General features: G+C 66.5%; 17 protein-coding genes. 4 read left to right on the forward strand and 13 right to left on the reverse strand.

The window, feature by feature from the left end; all coding sequences use genetic code 11:
• Positions 1 to 4: 4 nt before the first annotated feature.
• The 8 genes from SriyCCGPB3_RS10615 to SriyCCGPB3_RS10650 form a co-directional block, all read right to left on the reverse strand.
• Positions 5 to 1,078 (reverse strand): SAM-dependent methyltransferase, encoded by a 1,074-nt coding sequence (locus SriyCCGPB3_RS10615; RefSeq protein WP_350260279.1) that lies wholly within the window; start codon positions 1,076 to 1,078, stop codon positions 5 to 7.
• Positions 1,075 to 1,860 carry a DUF1295 domain-containing protein gene (locus SriyCCGPB3_RS10620; protein WP_350260280.1) on the reverse strand — a complete coding sequence of 262 codons (786 nt, stop codon included), beginning with the start codon at positions 1,858 to 1,860 and terminating at the stop codon, positions 1,075 to 1,077. Before SriyCCGPB3_RS10620 ends, SriyCCGPB3_RS10615 begins: the two co-directional genes overlap by 4 nt.
• On the reverse strand, positions 1,857 to 2,402 hold the full coding sequence (locus SriyCCGPB3_RS10625) for a DUF2878 domain-containing protein (protein ID WP_350260281.1): 546 nt from the start codon (positions 2,400 to 2,402) through the stop codon (positions 1,857 to 1,859). Before SriyCCGPB3_RS10625 ends, SriyCCGPB3_RS10620 begins: the two co-directional genes overlap by 4 nt.
• Before the next feature lies 1 nt (position 2,403).
• Entirely contained in the window at positions 2,404 to 3,663 is a 1,260-nt protein-coding gene (locus SriyCCGPB3_RS10630) for a cyclopropane-fatty-acyl-phospholipid synthase family protein (RefSeq protein WP_350260282.1), read from the reverse strand.
• A complete protein-coding gene (locus tag SriyCCGPB3_RS10635; RefSeq protein WP_164160536.1) occupies positions 3,660 to 4,427 on the reverse strand; it encodes a DUF1365 domain-containing protein in 768 nt (255 codons plus the stop codon). Before SriyCCGPB3_RS10635 ends, SriyCCGPB3_RS10630 begins: the two co-directional genes overlap by 4 nt.
• The gene (locus SriyCCGPB3_RS10640; RefSeq protein WP_350260283.1) at positions 4,424 to 5,701 is read right to left on the reverse strand and encodes an NAD(P)/FAD-dependent oxidoreductase; all 1,278 of its coding nucleotides are present in this window, start codon (positions 5,699 to 5,701) and stop codon (positions 4,424 to 4,426) included. Before SriyCCGPB3_RS10640 ends, SriyCCGPB3_RS10635 begins: the two co-directional genes overlap by 4 nt.
• A gap of 1 nt (position 5,702) precedes the next feature.
• Positions 5,703 to 6,653 carry an acyl-CoA desaturase gene (locus tag SriyCCGPB3_RS10645; RefSeq protein WP_350260284.1) on the reverse strand — a complete coding sequence of 317 codons (951 nt, stop codon included), beginning with the start codon at positions 6,651 to 6,653 and terminating at the stop codon, positions 5,703 to 5,705.
• A gap of 81 nt (positions 6,654 to 6,734) precedes the next feature.
• A complete protein-coding gene (locus tag SriyCCGPB3_RS10650; RefSeq protein ID WP_110712286.1) occupies positions 6,735 to 7,502 on the reverse strand; it encodes a hypothetical protein in 768 nt (255 codons plus the stop codon).
• 134 nt (positions 7,503 to 7,636) lie between these two features.
• On the opposite strand from SriyCCGPB3_RS10650, the gene SriyCCGPB3_RS10655 reads away from it, so the two are divergent.
• Genes SriyCCGPB3_RS10655 through SriyCCGPB3_RS10665 form a run of 3 tightly spaced genes read left to right on the forward strand, consistent with a single transcriptional unit; the run spans position 7,637 to position 9,634 of the window.
• Positions 7,637 to 8,260: a sigma-70 family RNA polymerase sigma factor gene (locus tag SriyCCGPB3_RS10655; protein WP_248860510.1), complete on the forward strand. Its 624-nt coding sequence runs from the start codon at positions 7,637 to 7,639 to the stop codon at positions 8,258 to 8,260.
• The gene (locus SriyCCGPB3_RS10660) at positions 8,257 to 8,931 is read left to right on the forward strand and encodes a ChrR family anti-sigma-E factor (protein WP_324187288.1); all 675 of its coding nucleotides are present in this window, start codon (positions 8,257 to 8,259) and stop codon (positions 8,929 to 8,931) included. The genes SriyCCGPB3_RS10655 and SriyCCGPB3_RS10660 overlap by 4 nt, the downstream gene beginning before the upstream one ends.
• A 13-nt stretch (positions 8,932 to 8,944) precedes the next feature.
• Positions 8,945 to 9,634, forward strand: coding sequence for an oxidoreductase (locus tag SriyCCGPB3_RS10665; RefSeq protein WP_350260285.1), 690 nt, complete (start codon positions 8,945 to 8,947; stop codon positions 9,632 to 9,634).
• 2 nt (positions 9,635 to 9,636) lie between these two features.
• On the opposite strand, the gene SriyCCGPB3_RS10670 is transcribed toward SriyCCGPB3_RS10665, so the two are convergent.
• From SriyCCGPB3_RS10670 to SriyCCGPB3_RS10680, 3 genes are read right to left on the reverse strand one after another with little or no spacing between them, the layout of a single operon-like run.
• On the reverse strand, positions 9,637 to 12,036 hold the full coding sequence (locus SriyCCGPB3_RS10670) for a response regulator (RefSeq protein ID WP_350260286.1): 2,400 nt from the start codon (positions 12,034 to 12,036) through the stop codon (positions 9,637 to 9,639).
• A complete protein-coding gene (locus SriyCCGPB3_RS10675) occupies positions 12,029 to 12,496 on the reverse strand; it encodes a response regulator (protein ID WP_110712290.1) in 468 nt (155 codons plus the stop codon). Before SriyCCGPB3_RS10675 ends, SriyCCGPB3_RS10670 begins: the two co-directional genes overlap by 8 nt.
• Positions 12,493 to 14,730: an ATP-binding protein gene (locus tag SriyCCGPB3_RS10680; protein ID WP_350260287.1), complete on the reverse strand. Its 2,238-nt coding sequence runs from the start codon at positions 14,728 to 14,730 to the stop codon at positions 12,493 to 12,495. Before SriyCCGPB3_RS10680 ends, SriyCCGPB3_RS10675 begins: the two co-directional genes overlap by 4 nt.
• Positions 14,731 to 14,982: 252 nt before the next feature.
• On the opposite strand from SriyCCGPB3_RS10680, the gene SriyCCGPB3_RS10685 reads away from it, so the two are divergent.
• The gene (locus tag SriyCCGPB3_RS10685; RefSeq protein WP_110712292.1) at positions 14,983 to 15,276 is read left to right on the forward strand and encodes a hypothetical protein; all 294 of its coding nucleotides are present in this window, start codon (positions 14,983 to 14,985) and stop codon (positions 15,274 to 15,276) included.
• A gap of 16 nt (positions 15,277 to 15,292) precedes the next feature.
• Here SriyCCGPB3_RS10685 and SriyCCGPB3_RS10690 read toward each other — a convergent pair whose 3' ends face one another.
• Together SriyCCGPB3_RS10690 and SriyCCGPB3_RS10695 are read right to left on the reverse strand one after the other, a co-directional pair.
• Entirely contained in the window at positions 15,293 to 15,778 is a 486-nt protein-coding gene (locus tag SriyCCGPB3_RS10690) for a TspO/MBR family protein (protein ID WP_350260371.1), read from the reverse strand.
• A gap of 71 nt (positions 15,779 to 15,849) precedes the next feature.
• The gene (locus tag SriyCCGPB3_RS10695; protein ID WP_350260372.1) at positions 15,850 to 18,039 is read right to left on the reverse strand and encodes a hypothetical protein; all 2,190 of its coding nucleotides are present in this window, start codon (positions 18,037 to 18,039) and stop codon (positions 15,850 to 15,852) included.
• Positions 18,040 to 18,124: the final 85 nt, after the last annotated feature.

Here is an 18,124-nt window from a genome sequence, read left to right on the forward strand (position 1 = left end):
CACCTCAACGGGGACGGAACAGGTAGTGGGCCACCAGCCACTGCTGGCCATCGTCGTAGCCGAACAGCTCGGCACAGGCCATCCAGAACATGCGCCAGCGCTGCCACCAGATCTTTGCGGCAGCCTGGCCATATGTGGCGACCAGGATGGGCATCACGTCCCCGCGCGCTGCATCCTGGTTGGCCAGCCAGTGATCTGCGGTGCGCTGGTAGTGGGTGCCATCCAGCAACCAGCGCTGCTGCAGCTGCAGGTCGCGCTGGAAGTGCAGCAGGGTGTCGGCAGCGGGCATCAGGCCGCCGGTGAAGAAGTGGCGGCCCATCCAGTTGTCACCGCCGCCGGTCTCGAACGGATACATCAGCGTGCGGTGGGCGAAGATGTGCACGAACAGCGCGCCGTCGGGCTTCAGCCACTGGCTGATCCGCGCCAGCAGGCGTTCGTAGTTGCGCACATGCTCGAACATTTCCACCGACACACAGCGGTCGAACCGTGCCGTCGGCAGTTCAAGTTCGTTGACGTCGCGGGTCAGTACCTCGACATTGCCCAGGCTGCGCGCCTGGCATTGCGCCATGATGTACTGGCGTTGGCTGTGCGAATTGGAAACGGCGGTGATATGCGCCTGCGGATAGCGTTCGGCCATCCACAACGTCAGTGAGCCCCAGCCACAGCCGAGTTCAAGAATCTGTTGGCCGTTTGCCAGGGCGGCACGCTGGCCGTACAGCTCTAGCATGGCTTCCTCGGCCTGGTCCAGGGTTTCCCGGCCGGTGGGGTAGTAGCAGCTGCTGTACTTCAGACGCTTGCCCAGGCAGGCCTGGAAGAAGGCTGCCGGCACTTCATAGTGCTGCCGGTTGGCCGCGTCGACATGCAGCGCCAGCGGGCTGTCGTCCAGCTCGGCGATGCGCTCGCGGAAGCGGGCCGACTGCCCCTCGATGCCGCCTTCGGACTCCTCATGCAGGCGTTGCGCACACAGGCGGCGGATGCCTGCCCGCAGCGCCGCATCGGGAACCAGGCCACGCTCGGCCCAGGCGATCAGCCCGGTCTCGGTCTCCTCAGCCAGGTTCTGTGACGGAATGGCGTTCATGTGGAATGGTCCTTGGAAGGGCGGGGAAACCAGGGGAAGAACATCGGTGTGCTGCGCTGGTAGGCGCGGTAGTCCTCGCCCCGGCTGCGCAGGGCCTGCTTTTCGGTGAACGGGATGCCGCTGAGGTAGCGCAGGAACACGTACATCAACAGCGGTCCGGCCCAGGCCAGCCACCACAGCGGCGAGCCCACCGCGAGCAAGACGTAGCTGAACCAGTGCAGCCATTCGAAGAAGTAGTTGGGGTGGCGGGAGTAGCGCCACAGCCCGTCGCGGCAGGTGCGACCCTTGTTCGCCGGATCCGCGCGGAACCGGGCCAGTTGATGGTCGGCCAGGCTCTCGCCACCGACACTCAGTAGCCAGACGAGTGCGGCGGCCACGACCCAAGGTGTCAGGTCGGCACGGGGATTGGCAGCCGCCGCGACGAAGGGCAGGGCGAACAGGACGATCAGCAGGGCCTGGGCCATGAAGAAGCCGAAGATCTTTCCCTGATGGCCGTGCCAGTGTTCGCGCAGATAGCGGTAGCGTCCGTCCTCGTCTTCGTGACGGACACGGTGCCAGAGATGCACGGCCAGGCGTCTGCCCCACAACCCGCCCAGCAGCCCCAGTGCAAGCCGTGGCATCAGCGCGCCAGCGCCCAGCAGTGCCAGCAGCAGCGCAGATGCGCCCACGCCCTTGGCCCAGAGCACGTCGACCACGCCGATGTTGCGGTGGCGGCGCTGCCAGGCCCAGCCCCAGCTCATCACCAGCACGGCATACAGCAGGACCCACAACAGATTGATCATGACGGTGCTCCGGCCAAGGGCGGCGGAATGGTGCTGGAGCCGCGACGAGCGGCCATGCACAGCAGCGAAAGCGCGATGCTCCAGCCCACACCCAGCACCAGCAGGCCCTGCCACAGTGGCGCAGTGAATCGAACCGCATCGAAACCGCGCGCTGCGGAGAGATACGCCAGCGGGGCCAGCAGCAGGCCGAACAGGGCTGGTAGGGCAGGGTGGCGCAGCAGGAAGCGCATCGAGGTGGTCAGCGTCATCGCAAACGCGGCCCACAACGCCATGATCCAGGGCGGCGGCGCCCAGCCCAGCGGGGCAGCAGCGTAGCGCACGGCGCCGCTGGCGGCGGCACTGGCGTCGACCAGCCACGCGCAGGTCATCGCCAACAGCATCAGCCGAAGATCCAGCCGCGGTTGCGGCGAGGTCAGCAGCTGGCTGCCGATGTAGAGCGATGCTGCCAGCAGCGCCGGCCATTGCAAGCCGCGCCCGGCGCCGGCCACGGCGCACAGCCAGACCAGCTGGTTGCCAAGCAGATTGGCCCAGAACCGGCGCATCTCAGCCGCCTTGACCCGATGCGCCAGCGGGACGATGCCCTGGGCGCGCCAGCAGCAGATGCGAAACGCCGATCGAACGCTCCAGGAAGCCGCCCTCGCAATAGGCCAGGTAGAACTCCCACATCCGGCAGAAGCGCGCGTCAAAGCCCTGCGCCTGCACGGCGGGCAGCTGGGCAAGGAAGCGTTGGCGCCAGGCGTGCAGGGTCAGCGCATAGGAGTGGCCGAAATCCTGCTGGGCGATCAGCTGCAGGTCAGTGGAGCGGGTCTTGGCGGCCATGATCGCGTTGATCGATGGAATGAAACTGCCGGGGAACACGTAGCGTTTGATGTAGTCGACGCTGCGCCGTGCCTGTTCGTAACGGTGATCTTCAATGGTGATCGCCTGCAGCAGGGCCACGCCATCCGGCTTCAGCAGTCGCTGCAGCGTGGCCATGTAGGTGTCCAGGTATTCCGCGCCGATGGCTTCGATCATCTCGATCGAGACCAGCTTGTCGTACTGACCCTGCAGGTCGCGATAGTCCTGCATCAGCAGCGTGACCTTGTCCTGCAGGCCGGCGATGCGGACGCGCTCGGTGGCCAGCGCATGCTGCTCGGCGGAGATGGTGGTGGTGGTGACGTGGCAGCCATAGTGCTGCGCCGCGTGCAGCGCAAAACCGCCCCAACCGGTACCGATCTCCACCACACGGTCGCCCGGCTTGAGTTGCAGTTGCTGGCAGATGCGGTCCAGCTTGCGGTGCGAGGCGGACTCCAGCGACTCGCCGTCTTCGGCGAACAGGGCCGAGGAGTACATCAGATCCGGCGACAGGAACAGGGCGAAGAAATCGTTGCCGAGGTCATAGTGCGCAGCGATGTTGCGGCGGCTGCCTTCACGGCTGTTGCGGCGCAGGCGGTTCCAGCCGCGCAGCAGCCACCCTCCCACGCGCGCCGGGCCGTGTTCCATGCTGTCGAGCAGATCGCGATTGCGTACCAGCAGGCGTATCAGGGCGACGAGGTCATCGCAGTGCCACTCGCCCTGGATATAGCTTTCACCTGCACCGACGCTGCCCTGTGCGGCCACCTTGCGATAGAACGCCGGGTCATCGATGGTGACGGTGACATGCAGTTCGCCGCGGGCATCGCCCAACCACACTTCGCCCAGCGCGTCGCGCACGCACAGGCGGCCGTCGCGCATCGGGGCCAGCTGGGCCAGCAGGCGGCGGCGCAGGAAGGCATCCAATGCGCCCGGGCGCGGCAGCGCGACCGAAGGAGTCATCGAGTTCATCGCGGTTTCTCGGCAAGGGTGGGGTGGTCGTGCACGGGATTGCGTTTCAGCCACAGCCGCAACGCGTGCCAGTGGATGGCGGCCACCACCTGGGTGGTCATCAGTGGATAGCAGGCCAGGACGCGTGCCAGCCCGCGGCCATCCAGGGCGTGCCGTTGCATGATCTGGCTGGCATCAAACTGGCGGACGCCGTCGCGCCAGACCTGCATGTGCACGCGCAGATCCTCATCAGGGCAGTTGAACCGGCAGTCGTAATGGCAATCCATGGGCATGAAGGGCGAGACATGGAAGCACTTGTCGAACCGCCAGCGCAGCGAGGTGCCTTCGTGCGTGGCCGTCGCGACTGGCAGCACGTAGGCATGCCGTTCCTTCCAGGGCGTGTTGGTGATCTCGGCGACGATGCAGTCCAGCGTGCTGCCATCGGCCCGATAGCAGTAGTAGAAGCTGACCGGGTTGAACACATGCCCGGCGAAGCGGAGATGGGTGAGCAGGCGGACGGGGCCGGTGGGCCGGTAGCCGAGGGTGGATGCAGCGTGGTCGCGCACTGCATCGGCCAGGGGTTGCGCGGGATCACCAAAGTAGTCGCTGCGGCGGAACTCGGCCAGGTTGCGGCGATTGATCGACCACAGCCAGCGCCCGGCGAACACGCTGTCGAGTTCATCCAGGTCGAGCAGCAGCTGTGCGATCGGATAGCGGAACGCATGCGGGTGCGGGAGGTGCCGGCGGTGCATCACCTGCCCGAAGTAGAGTGCACTGGCGCTCATGCGGCCACCTCGCCGGGAGCCGCCATGACGCGGTGCGGTTCGCAGGTGCGCAGCGCATCCACCACGCGGCGGGCGCTGAGGATGCCGTCCTCATGGAAGCCCCAGCCCCAATAGGCGCCCGCGAACCAGGTGTGGCGTCGGCCCTGCAGCTCGGCCCAGCGCTGTTGCGCGCGCACTGCGGCATGGTCGTGCACCGGGTGGGCGTAGCGCAGGGTGCGCAGCACCTTGCCGGGGTCGATCGCCGCGCTGCGGTTGAGCGTTACCACCAGGGGCGTGTTGCCGGGCAGGTCCTGCAGCAGGTTCATGCAGTAGCTGACCGTGCACGGCGCGGCAGGATCGCGGGGCACATGGGCGTTCCATGCCGCCCACGCCTTGCGGTTGCGCGGCAGTAATGACGCATCGGTGTGCAGCACCGCTTCATTGGTTTGATAGCGGATGGCGCCGAGCACGTCGCGCTCGATGGGGTCGGCGTCACGCAGCAGCGCCAGGGTCTGGTCGCTGTGGCAGGCCAGGATGACCTCATCGAAGCCTTCCACGCCGGCCGCGCTGTGCACGCGCGCGCCCCAGGGCATGCGCTCGATCGACTGCACCGGGCACTCCAGCCGCTCATGCACCCGCCAGCAGGCGCGCAGGGCATCGACATAGCGCGCCGATCCGCCGCTCACCACCCGCCACGGCGCACGCCCGGTCATCTGCAGCATCTGGTGGTTGGCCATGAACTGGGCCAGATAGCGCGCCGGGAAGTCCATCACCGTAGCCGTCGGGGACGACCACAACGCGGAGGCCATCGGCAGCAGGTGCTCGTCGATGAAGGCATCGCCGTAGCGCTGGCTGCGCAGGTACTGGCCCAGCGTTGGGCCCTCGTCTTCTGCCAGCAACAGGGGGGCATCGCGATAGAACCGGCGCAGGTCGGCCAGCATGCCCCAGAACCGCGGTGATACCAGGTTGCGGCGCTGGCAGAACAGGCCATCCAGCGAGGTCGCGTTGTACTCCACGCCGCTGCGCTCGCTGTGCATGGAAAAGCTCATTTTGGTCGGCTTCGACGCCACGCCCAGCTCGTCGAACAGCGCGCTCAGCAAGGGGTAGTGGAGCGGATTGAACACGATGAAGCCGGTGTCCACCGCCATGCGCTGGCCATCCACCTCCAGGTCATGGGTGTGGGTATGACCGCCCAGATAGTCGTTGGCCTCGTACAGCGTGACGTCGTGTTCGCCGTCCAGCCACCAGGCGCTGGCCAGTCCGGCAATGCCCGAGCCGATGATTGCGATGCGCATGTCAGTACCTCGCCTTGGCCAGCACCCACTCGGGAATGGGCTTGAGTCCTTTGACCAGCCCAAGCGCCGCCATCGCGCGCAGTCCATACCAGGTCAGGTCGACTTCCCACCAGCGGAAGCCCTGGCGGACGGTGCCCGGGAAGAAGTGGTGGTTGTTGTGCCAGCCTTCGCCGAAGGTGAGCAGCGCCAGCCAGAGGTTGTTGCGACTGTCATCGCGGGTCTCGAAACGGCGGCGGCCGAAGCGGTGCGCCAGCGAGTTGATGGTGACCGTGGCATGGAACAGCACGATGGTGGAGATGAAGAAGCCCCACACCAGCAGTTGCGGGCCGGAGGTGTGCAGGCCCGGTGTCCAGCGCTCCAACCCGGCGCCCAATGCATACAGCGCTGCGGCCAGCAGTACCGGCACGGCCGTATCGAAACGGTCCAGCCAGCGCAGTTCGGGGAAGCGTGCCAGGTCCGGTACCCGTGACAGATCGGTGGCAAAGGCCTCACGGGTCAGGAACCAACCCATGTGGCTGCGCCAGAAGCCGCCCTCGCGTGGCGAGTGCGGATCCAGCGGCTGGTCGGCATGCCGATGGTGATGGCGATGATGGGCGGCCCACCAAAGCGGCCCACGCTGCACGCTGGAGGCGCCGATGACAGCGAACACGAACTGCACCGTTCGCGATGCCTGGAAGGTCCGGTGCGAGAAATAGCGGTGGTAGAACGCGGTGATCGCGAACATACGCACTGCATACAATGCCGCAGCAACCACCACGGCCGTCCATGAGGCACCGACCCAGATCACCGCCAGGCAGGCGACATGCATCAGCGCGAACGGCACGGCTCGCACCCAGTCGATGCGCCCCGGCCGCTCGCCGGTGGCCTCTGCGGCGTTGCCGGTATCGAACCAGCGCTGCAGCGTGCGCAGCAGGCGCCAGCGTCGACGGGGAAGGGGCGCTACAGAGGCCATGGCGGATCTCGGCGGGTGTCGTGTCTTCCTTTACGCAGCAGGATGCGCAATGGATGCGCCACGGCGCAGTAAATTTCCACTTCACCTGGGCGTCACGACGCAACGCTCCACCAGGGGTTGCGCCCACGCCTGTTGCCAGTCGCCTGCCGTTCGCTCGGCTGGTGGCGAGCTGAAGCGCACGGTCACCGGCGGATAGCTGCCGCGGGTGTCGCGCAGGTTGCTGGTGCCGCGGAACTCCAGCAGGCGACGGTCGCCGTTGGCATAGACCAGTGACAGGCGCGGTGCGATGCCGCCGTACCAGGTGTCCAGGCTGACTTCGATTGCCTGGGCGTCGATGCCCTGCCAGCGAACCGGGCCGGTGCGTCGCACCTGCACCGGGAAGTAGCGCTGACGTGCCGGCACCAGGAACGGTAGCGTGATGCGCTCGCCCCGCAGCAGCGTCGGCCAGTGCAGGCGTACGGCAGCGTCGAATCCCGCATCGATGACCGCGTCCGGTGGCAGTTCAAGCCGGCGTCGACGCAGCAGGCTGGCGGCATCCTCCTTCCAGGCAATCGACACCGAGTCGCCAGCTGCGTCGACTTCGGCGGTCTGGCCGCTGCGGCGGTCCTGCAGCGAATAGCCCCGTGCCTGCGGGCGGGCGCTGGCTGGCAAGTGCTTGCGGGCGAAGGGCTGGCCATCCGGGCACTGGTACAGCACCCAGCGCTCGGCACCCTCCGTTGCTTCGCGCCGCCAGTGCACTTCACGGTAGAGGATGTCGCCCTGCGCGGAGGTGGCCACGCCTTCACTTCGCAGCCAGGGTGCCGCCAGCGCAGCATGGGGCAGGCACAGCAGCAGCCAGGCAGTGCGCATGGTGTTCATCCGGAAAGGGAGGGGCCCAGGTCATACGGCGGGGATGGCCGGTTGGATGCGCTACGTCGCCTGCATCCAATTGCGGCCTTCGCGCGTACAGGGGACAGACCTTCACCCGCCCGCCGCGAACGCAGATGTACCCTGACGCCGCCAGCACACTCCTCAACTTCGATACCGCACGCATCGTGTCCAGTTCCCAGCAGCCGAGCAGCGAGCCGACGAACTGGGCCGGTGACATGGACGGCGTGGCACGGCTTCGTGACCGCGACTGTTTCATGCGGATCTACGACTACTTCATGCCGCGGTTGTGCGTGTACCTGCGCGGGCTGGGCGTGCCCGACGCGGTGGCAGAGGAGCTGGCGCAGGAGAGCCTGTTGCGCCTGTGGCTGCGGGCCGCCGATTTCGACCCCGGGCAGGGGGCCTTGAGTACGTGGTTGTATCGCATCGCCCGCAACCTGCATATCGATCGCATACGGCGCGAACGCAGCTGGATGCAGGTGCAGGCCGCGGTGGAAGATGCGGCAACACTGGATGTGGTCGAGCGCAGCAGTGCCGAGCAGTTCGCCGATCAGGCGCGCCTGCGCCAGCGCATCAACGAGCTGCCTGCGGTGCAGGCGCGGCTGGTGCGGATGTCCTATTTCGAAGCCAAGAGCCACAGCGAAATCGCCGAGGCGTTGGGCATGCCGCTGGGGACGGTCAAATCACACCTGCGCCGAGCGTTCCTGCAACTGCAGGCGAAAGTGGGAGGTGCGCTGTGAATCCGCACCACCACCTGCACGAATCCACCCTGATGAGCTATGCCGCCGGGGCGCTGCCGGCGCCGTTGAGTATCGTGGCCGGTGCCCACCTGGAGCAGTGCCCGCATTGCCGTCAGCGCCTGCGCGACGCCGAGGCGATCGGTTCGGTGCTGCTGGAGCAGACCCAGCCGTCTGCAGCCGACACGCGCCGCGAACAGTTGCGCGAGGCGATGCTGATGCAGTTGGCCACGGAAACGCCGATGGCCGTGCCTGGGGCCACGCGGCCGGTGCCGAAGGAGCGGCCCGAGGCCAATCCGGATCATCTGCCTGCCTCGCTGCATCCGTATTTCGGCGCTTCGCTCAGCGGCCTGCGCTGGCGTTGGATGGCGCCGGGGGTGCATTGCATCCGTGCGGAGCAGATGCCGTCGCTGATCATGTTGAAGATCGCCCCCGGCAAGTGCCTGCCCATGCACAGCCATGGCCGCAGCGAGCTGACCCAGATTCTGCGCGGTTCCTACAACGACGCGCTGGGGCTGTTCGCGCCGGGTGACGTGGCGGATCTGGATGAGGATGTCGAGCATCAACCGGTCACCGCACCTGGCGTGCCGTGTATCTGTGTATCAGCGTTGGATGCGCCACTGGTGTTCAGTGGCTGGTTGGCGCGGAAGATCCAGCGCTTCGTGAAACTCTAGGCTGCGTGCAGCGATGGCTACAGGCGCGCTGCGGGTTCTGCTGACCGGTGCCACGGGGCTGGTGGGGCAGGGCGTGGCCCTGGCCTGCCAGCGCTCGCCCCGGGTTGCCGATCTGACTGCACTGGTCCGGCGCCCGGGCAGCCTCGACGGTAGCGGCAGCGAGCTGATCGTGCCGGACTTCCTGCGCATCCAGGAACGGCGGGATGATCTCTTGGGATTCGACGCCTGCTTCTACTGCGCGGGCGCTCCACCGGTCGGCACGGCCGAGGCCGAGTACCGACGGGTGACACTGGACACCACCTTGGCCGTCGCCCGCGCCTGGGCCACGGTGAACCCGCAGGGGTGTTTCCTGTATGTATCCGGCGCCGGTGCGGATGCGCGAAGCCGGTTGATGCCATTGCGGATCAAGGGCGAGGCAGAGCGGGCACTGCAGTCGCTGCCGGTCCGCACGGTCATGCTGCGTCCGGGTGGCGTTCGCCCCGTGCAGGGCAGCGGCACCCGTCATGGCCTGCTGAAGCCGCTGTACTGGGGTGGCGCACCCTTGATGAAACTGGCGGGTGTGATCGCGCCGTCACTGGTGACCAGCAACCTGGCACTGGGCCAGGCGATGATTGCGCTGGCCGGCATGGAGCATTCGCCGGCCACGGTGGAGTGCGCGGACATCAACCGGATCGCGACGGACGTGCGCGACCCGGTTGCCTGATCTCAGTGCGCCGCACCTTCCAGCGCGGTACGCACCGCCTGGGCCAGGTCGCTGCGGGTAAATGGCTTGGGCAGCAGCGCGGCCGCCCGGCCCTGACTGCCGACCGCGTCGTGATCGCGTGGATAGCCTGAGGTGAACAGGACCGCGACGTCGGGCCAGCGCTCCCGGACTTCCCGAACCAACTCCCAGCCCGACATGCCGGGCATCACCACGTCGGAGAACAGCAGGTCGACCGTAGTGTCCGGACGTTCCAGCAGCCGTAGCGCGGACGGGCCATCGTGCGCTTCCAGCACGCGATAGCCCAGCAGGCGCAGTGCATCAACGGTGTGCGCACGCACATCATCGTTGTCCTCGGCCACCAGGATGGTTTCCTCGCGTGGCGAGTAACCGGCCAGGCCGGTCGGTGGTGCGCTCGCCTCGCAGGGCAGGGCCAGTGCCGAACGCGGGAACATCATGGTGATGCTGGTGCCGCCGCCCTCCACCGAATCGATCAGTACATGGCCGCCGGACTGCTTGACGAAGCCATGCACCATCGACAGGCCCAGGCCGGTACCACGGCCAACCTGCTTGGTGGTGAAGAAGGGTTCGAACACGCGCGCGAGGGTGGCCGCGTCCATGCCGTGGCCATTGTCGCGAACCCGCAGCATCACGTACTCGCCAGGCGCTGCATCGGGGAACAAGGCGGCGTAGTCGTGGTCGAGATGGCTGTTGTCGACCTCGATCACCAGCCGGCCCCCGTGGGGCATGGCATCGCGGGCGTTGACGGCCAGGTTCAGTACCGATGCCTCCAGCTGGCTGACGTCGATCTCGACGCACCAGACGTCCTCGGCGGCGCGGATTTCCAGCTGTACCAGCTCACCCAGGGCGCGCTGCAGCATGTCATGCATGTCCAGCAGGCGGTCGTTGAGATTGGCTGCCTGGCTGTGCAGTGGCTGGCGCCGGGCAAATGCCAGCAGGCGCTGGGTCAGGCTGGCGGCACGGCCCACGCCTTTCAGAGCATTGTCCAGCGCACGACTGACCATGGCGCCCGGCTCGCCGGCCCGCTCGCTGAGCAGCATGGCGTGTTCAACGTTGCCGGAAATCACCGTCAGGATGTTGTTGAAATCGTGGGCGATGCCACCGGTGAGCTGGCCCACCGCTTCAATCTTCTGTGACTGGCGCAGCGCATGCTCGGCCTGCAGGCGTGCAGTCGTTTCCACCGCTTCGGAGACCACGGCGGTCACCGCGCCCTCGGCATCCAACAGCGGACGGAACGAGAAATCGTAGCTGCGGCGGCCGGTCGGCAGTTCCAGCTCCAGCGCATGCAACGAGCTGTGGCCCTTCGCGGCAGCGGCAATGGCCTGGTCCACGAGGATGCCGACGTCATCGCTGGTGGCAAACCACGGCGATTGCCCGTAGCGCTGGCCTACAACGTCGGGCTTGTCGGCCAACACGGCAGCCAACGAGGCGACATTGGCGTCGACCACGCGGCCATCCAGGTCCAGCAGCACCTGATGCTGGAAGCTGGATTCGAAGATGGCCTGCAAGCGTCGTTTGCTGGCCCGGAGTTCGGTGGTACGCGCCTGCACCTGCCGTTCGAGCAGCTGGTTATCTTCGCGCAGGGCCAGCTCCGCCTGCTTCAGCCCGGAGACGTCGCTGCCCAGGCAGATGTAGCCGACCACAGCGCCGTCGGCGCCTCGCTCCGGCACGCAGTCCATCTGCACGAAACGTGATTCGCCGCTGCGGTGGGCCAGCTCCACCTGGAAGCGGGTGCGCTCGCCCTGCAGCACCCGTTCGATGCTGGGCAGCGCCTGCTCAAACGCGGAGACTCCGCTGACATCGCGCGCCGTACGGCCCAGCAGTTCGGCCAGGCTGACGCCGTGCCAGTCCAGGAAGGCCTTGTTGGCGAAGCGGTAGCGATGCTCCTTGTCGAGCTGGGCAATCAGTGCCGGGACGGCATCGGTCACCTGCTGCAGCTGGGCCTGGCTGTCATTCAGGGCGGCCTGCGCGTGGGCCAGCTGGGTACGCTCGTTCGCCTCCTGGCGGGCGCGGCGGATCGCATCCGGCAGGCGCTGCAGGCGCTGCTTGACCACGTAGTCGCGTGCGCCACGGGTCAGCGCCTGCACCGCCAGCTCCTCGGTCAGCGTGCCGGAAACGAAGATGAAGGGCGTCTGCGGAATCCGCTCGCGCGCCAGCGCCAGCGCGGCGTCGCCGTCGAATCCGGGCAGCACATGATCGGCCAGGATGACATCGAAGGCGCGATTCTCGATTGCCTCGATGAAGGCATTGCGGGTCCACAGGCGCTCAGCCTCGAAGTCGAGGCCGGCCCGGTGCAATTGTGCGGTGATCAACTCCGCATCAAGCGCACTGTCCTCCAGCATGAGGATGCGCAGGCGCTCGTTGCGGCGCGATCCATCACGCATTGTGCTGCCCCGAGCCGTTGGGGCGATGCGGTGGTGGCTGGTTGGTGATGCCCCAGAACATGCCCAGGCCCTGGATCGCGTCGAAGAATTCCTTGAAATCGACTGGCTTGACCACGAACGCATTGACGCCCAGTTCGTAACTGCGCACCAGATCCTGCTCTTCGCGGGAGGAGGTCAGCATCACCACCGGCGTGCTGCTCAGGTTCGAATCGCCACGCACCTGCTCCAGCACCTCCAGGCCGTTCACCTTGGGCAGCTTCAGGTCCAGCAGCACCACCACCGGGCCGCCGTGGTTGGCGCCGGCGAATTTGCCTTCGCAGCGCAGGTAATCCAGCGCTTCGGCGCCGTCACGTACATGGATGACATCGTTCAGCAACTGGCAACGCGCAAGTGCGGCCAGCGTCAGCTCTGCATCCTTGGGGCTGTCCTCTACCAGGAGGATCGGCCGCAGGTCCCTCATGGGTGATCTCCTGTGGAACGGGGTAAAGTGAAATGGATCGTGGCGCCCTTGCCGGGTTCGCCCTCGGCCCAGGTCCTGCCGCCATGGCGGCCGACGATACGGCGCACATTGGCCAGGCCGATGCCGGTGCCTTCGAATTCCTCGACGTGATGCAGGCGCTGGAACACGCCGAACAGCTTGTCGACATAACGCATGTCGAAACCGCAGCCGTTGTCGCGCACGAAGAAGTGGTCCTCCTCATCGAGGCGCTCATGGCCGATCTCGATCACCGCCTGCTCGCGCTCACGGGTGAATTTGACCGCGTTGGCCAGCAGGTTCTGCCAGACCAGGCGCATCATCGTCGGGTCGGCCTGCACCTCCGGCAGCGGCGCCAGCGTCCACTGTACGTCGCGTCCGGCGTAGTCCAGTGCCAGGCTCCTGCGGACATCCTCGGCCAGTGCCGCCATGTCCAGCCGCACCCGGCCAAGCGTGGAACGGCCCATCTGCGAGAAGCTCAGCAGGTCGTCCACCAGCGTTCCGGCAGATTTGGCCGATTCCACGATCGTATCCAGGAAGCGGCGCTCGGTATCGTTGAGGCGTTCGCCGGCCGAGCTGCCCAGCAGCTCCGAGTAACCGACGATGTGGCGGAAGGGCGCACGCAGGTCGTGGCTGACCGAATAGGAAAACGCTTCAAGCTCCTTGTTGCTGCGGACCAGCTGCTCGTTGAGCTCGGCCATTTCCTCGGCCTTGCGCAGCACGATGTCGACGATGGCGGTGCGCATCTCGTGGGCGGCATCACGGTCGGCATCGTTCCACGGCAGGCTGCGCTGCTGCACGGTTTCCTTCCAGGCCTCGAAGGAGCTGCGCGGCGACAGTGCCACGTCGAGTGCCGCGGTCTTGCGCGGATCGCCGCCCCAGCGCACGGTACGCACCACTTCAGGGCGGAACCACATCAGGTAGCTGTCATGCAGCTGCGAAATGGACACCGCCAGTACGCCGCTGGCCACGTCGGACAGGCGCGCGCCTGGCGCCCAGTCGGCTGCCAGATGGTCACTGCAGTACGTTTCCTGCCCGGCCTGCTGTGCCGCCAGCCAATCGGCCAGGGCCAGCACGTCGGTTGCGGGCGGGCACTGGCCCACACGCATGCAGTCGCCCTTGTGCACGATGGCGGCGCCTGCTGCGCCGGTCAGCGACAGCAGGCTGGCTTCGTCGTGGCGCAGCGCAGCCATGAAATCCTCGTCGCCGGCCATGCGTGCCAGCAGCTTGACCAGCACCGAGCGGCGCGCCACGCGCTCTTCGATGGCGCGTGCACGCTCCTTCAGCGCGATCTGCAGCGACAGGATCTGGCCCATGAATTCGCAGGCAGTGCGCACGTGATAGGGCAGGCGGCGCGGCTGAACCGTGTGGCAGGACACCAGACCCCACAGCTGGCCCTCATGCACCAGTGACACCGACATCGACGCGCCGGTGCCCATGTTGCGCATGTACTGCAGGTGCACGGGCGAAACGCTGCGCAGCACGGCCAGGCTCAGGTCGGTGGCCGGCGCGTCGCGGTGCGCCTCGCTGCGCATCAGTGGGGCAGGGGTGTAGTTGTTGTCCGCGATCAGTCGCACCCGGTTGCGCCGATACAGCTCGCGGGCCTGGGCCGGAATGTCCGATTCGGGGAAGCGCAGGTCCAGGTAGGACGGCAACAGGCCGTTGCCATCCTCAGCGACCACGATGCCGTTCCAGCCGGCGTCGAACTGGTAGACCAGGGTGCGGTCGAAGCCGGTCAGCCGGCGCATGTGCGCGGCCGCCAACTGGCACAGATCTTCCACGGTGGTAGCCGATTCGATGCCGGTCATCAGTTCGCGGATCGACGGATACAACTCTTCCAGCGAGCCCGGCTGGCCGGGAACCGGTGCCTCCAGCTCGACCAGCAGATCGGTGGCGGAGCGGTGCACCAGCAATTGATGGCGGCCGTGGCCATCCAGGTGCACGGCGCCGACATGTGCGCTGCTGCCCACCGCGGCCTGCTGGAACAGCGCCTGGAAGGGCGCCAGTACGCCGCCCAGTACCTCGCTGACATGCTGCATCAAGGGTTCGCCGAACTGCTGCAGCAGCCCTTGCTGGCTGATGGCACGCTCACGCACCCGCAGTGACTGCGGCTCCACTACCAGAAGCACACCGTATGGCTGGATGGCACCGGGCGTATGAATCGGCTCACGCGCACAACGGGACTGGGCGGTGTCGTGCGTGGACTCGGCAGAAGGCATCAAAGGCGGGACTCATGATTCGTGGATGGCTGGAATGGCCCAGCGTTGCATCCGGCATGCATGGATGGTGAAGCAAAATCGTGCATTCGCATACCAGCACGTGCGCGTGAAGAACGTTTCATTCAAACCTGAATTCTTCATCTGAGCATTCCAACAGCACTTGCATGTTTCGCGAAAGGTACATGTGCGCTGCACGCGCGCTCGACACCGACTTGCCTAGGGTGAATGCACATTCCTGAGTGACCACGCCACGTGAACCTGCAGACCTTGCCTTCAACGCCATACCGCATGCTTGCCGACAGCTGCCAGTTTGAGCTGCTGGATGTGGATGCCCTGCAGGATCCGGCCAGTGGGCGCCTGCTCCACCTGTACTCGCTGGTTGCGCGCTGCCTGTGCTGCGAAACGGTGTTCAAGGCGGAAGAGGGGCAGGGACTGGTCAGCCACACCGCCGCGCGCGTGGTGCGATGCCCCACGGGTTGTGGCCAGCAGGCGTTCAAGCCGGCGTTGCTGCGTGCATGGCAGCCGCAGTGCGTCGCACAGGCCTGAGAGCACTGATACGGGGTCACAGCAACCCGGGATTGGTGCGCCACACCGCGAAGTTCAGCGCGGATGCGAACGATATCCAGGCCAGGTAAGGCAGCAGCATCACCGCCGCACCACGATGGATGCGGGCGAAGGCAACGATCGTTGCGCACACCAGCGTGATCAGTACCAGGATGTCGACGAAGGCCAGCGCGCCCAGCTTCCAGCCGAAGAACAGCCAGCTCCATAGCGCATTGACGGCCAACTGCAGCAGATAGAGCGTGAGCGCCGGTTGTGCACCTCGCCAGCGGCGCTCACGCCAGACCAGCCATGCAGCAACAGCCATCATCGCGTAGAGCAGGCTCCATACCGGGCCAAACACGCTGGCAGGCGGTGCCCAGGCGGGAAGGGCGAGAGTGGCGTAGAAGCTGGCGGCGGATGTCGATGCCCATGCGCCGACTGCCGCCGCCGCAAAAGTGACCACACCCCATCCCAGAAGACCCATAACCTGTGAACGCCGCTTCATTCCGTGCCGCTCCATCCTGCGTTTACCCGCTCATACGAACGGAAGCGGCAAATGGATGCAGCCCGGGGCGATCAGTCTGAAGAACCCGCGGCGCTTCCACCTTCGGCAGCCGGCAACAGCGAAGGGCGCTGATCGAACCATTCCCGCGCCTTGGCCAGATGCCACTGGCGCTGATCCCCATCAAGTTCGATGCCGGCGCCCAGCAGCCCCCAGCGCAGATAGAGATCGCCACGCTTGCGCTGCTCCAGCAGATCCAGCCGCGCACGTACCGACAGGCGATCATTCTCGGCCTGCAGTCCGTCGATCAGCAGACGACCCGGGCGCCAGCGCAACGTGGCCTGTGCATCGACCTGGCCGGAATCCAGCAGGGACAGCGTCCAGCGCGGATAGTCGGTGCGCTTGGCGAACACGGCCAGCAAGGGGCGTGCATCGCTCAGGGTCAGATCGGTGATAGCGTCCACCTGGAACGGAGACTGCGCGTCGATGCGGCCCCGCTTGAACACGGCGCGGCCTTTCCACGCGCTGCTGGAATCGGTGCCCGCCACCTGCACATTGCGCAGCTCCACGGTGGTGCCGGACAGATCGAAATGGCGCTGGTTGAAGTCCCCACGGCGAAGCGTCGCTTTCACGTCGACATCGCCGCCCATGTCCAGGCCCGCCACCTGGGCGCTGGCATTGCGACCCAGCAGCCGCGCGGTGCCATGGCCGACGCGGCCATCGGTGTCGAGCGTGGCGTCGCCGCTGAGGCTGCCGGTGCCACGCAGCAGGCGCACCTGTTGAGAGCCAAGGTAGCGGTTGTAGGCAGCCAGGTCCGGGATGGTCGCTTGGCTGAAGCGCAGCCGCGCACGAACGCCCTTGCGCAGTTCCTGCAGGCGGCCGTCGCCGGTGAGGTCCACGGCCAGGTCGCGCCCGTCGAACAGGCGCACATCCTTCGCATCGCTTGGGCGAGCGGTGAAGCGGGGCAGCCGGATCGCCAGCTGTGCCTGAGTGGGGGTGCCGGCCTTCAGCTCGCCATGCGCACTGGCCGTGCCGGCCAGGCGCACGCCAGCGACCTCGGCCACGGCGGCAGCCGAAGGAATGTCCACGGTGCTGCCTTCGATCAGCTCACCATTGCGCAGGCGTAGGTCGGCCTTCAGCGTGCCGCCGCCATCCAGCTGCAGCCATGGTTTGCGCACGAACAGGGCAGGGATCCAGTTGAGCGAGGTGAAGGTCCATTCGCCGCGCACCGCGCCGGAGCTGCGCTCCAGCAGCTGGGAAGGGTGCTGGAAGGGAATCTCGCGCCCGGTGATGTGCAGGTCGGCATCGATGCCAGCGGCCGAATCCGGGCGTGGCGGCAGGCGTGCCTGCAGGCGCAGGTCGTTGGCCACATTGAGCTGCAGGGCCAGCACACCGCGATTGGGTGCGCCATCGCCAAGGAAGAGCGGCACCTGCCAGTGCGCGTGGTCACCGGGTTGCAGCTGGCCGTCGATCATATGAACGGCCAGTTGCAGGCGGCCGGGCACGGGCGCGCTGGAGATCTTTGGCGTTGTGGCGTCCGTATCCATGCGCAGGCCCTGGCTGCGCGCGTCCAAATCAAGTTGCGCGTGCAGCAGCTTCAACTTGGCCAGGCCGGGCGCCTGATCGCGATAGTGGCGCGGATAGCTGAAGCGCGCAGTCAGATTCATGTCGCCCAGCAGCTGCACGCCGTCATAGCTGGTATCTGCTTTGCTGAACGAGACCTCGGAATCGAACAGTTCCGATGGGCCGCCGCGCAGCTGCTTGAGGAACCCGACCGTGCCCTGGCCCTTGCCGATGATCAGCAGCTTGCCGAGCCGGGCACTGCGAATGCTGTCGCTGTCGATGGCGTCGAAACGCAGGGTCCAGCCCTGGTCGCTACGCGGCGGTGACGGAATGGCGTCCTCGACGCGACTGATCTCGGCCGACACGCCAGTGGCCTGCAATCGGGGAACCCGCACTTCGCGGCGAAACAAGGGCAGCACGGCCAAGCGAGCGCTGGCACGCTCGGCGTGCAGTACGTAGACGGTATGGTTGACGTGACCGCGCATATGTACGTTCCACGCGATCACATGTCCGGGCAGCAGCGTGATGGCCGGGCCGGTGGTCATCACGAACTTGTGCGGCTTGCGGTTGGTGACCTGGTCGAACAGCGGGGTGTTGAGGAAGATGTTGCCGGCCAGCAGGTAGAGAACGTACACGACAAGCAGAATGCGCACCGTGAGGCGCGCATGACGAGGCCATTGAGGGTAGCGAACGGAAATCAGCGACTTCAACCTTCATCACATGGGGAGCCAGCGCACTATTGCGAAGTGTTGGGTTGCACCGTGTGAACGCGGGCGTGGAGACGGT

Origin of the sequence: Stenotrophomonas riyadhensis, from assembly GCF_040256885.1 — a bacterium.
GTDB classification, from domain to species: domain Bacteria; phylum Pseudomonadota; class Gammaproteobacteria; order Xanthomonadales; family Xanthomonadaceae; genus Stenotrophomonas; species Stenotrophomonas riyadhensis.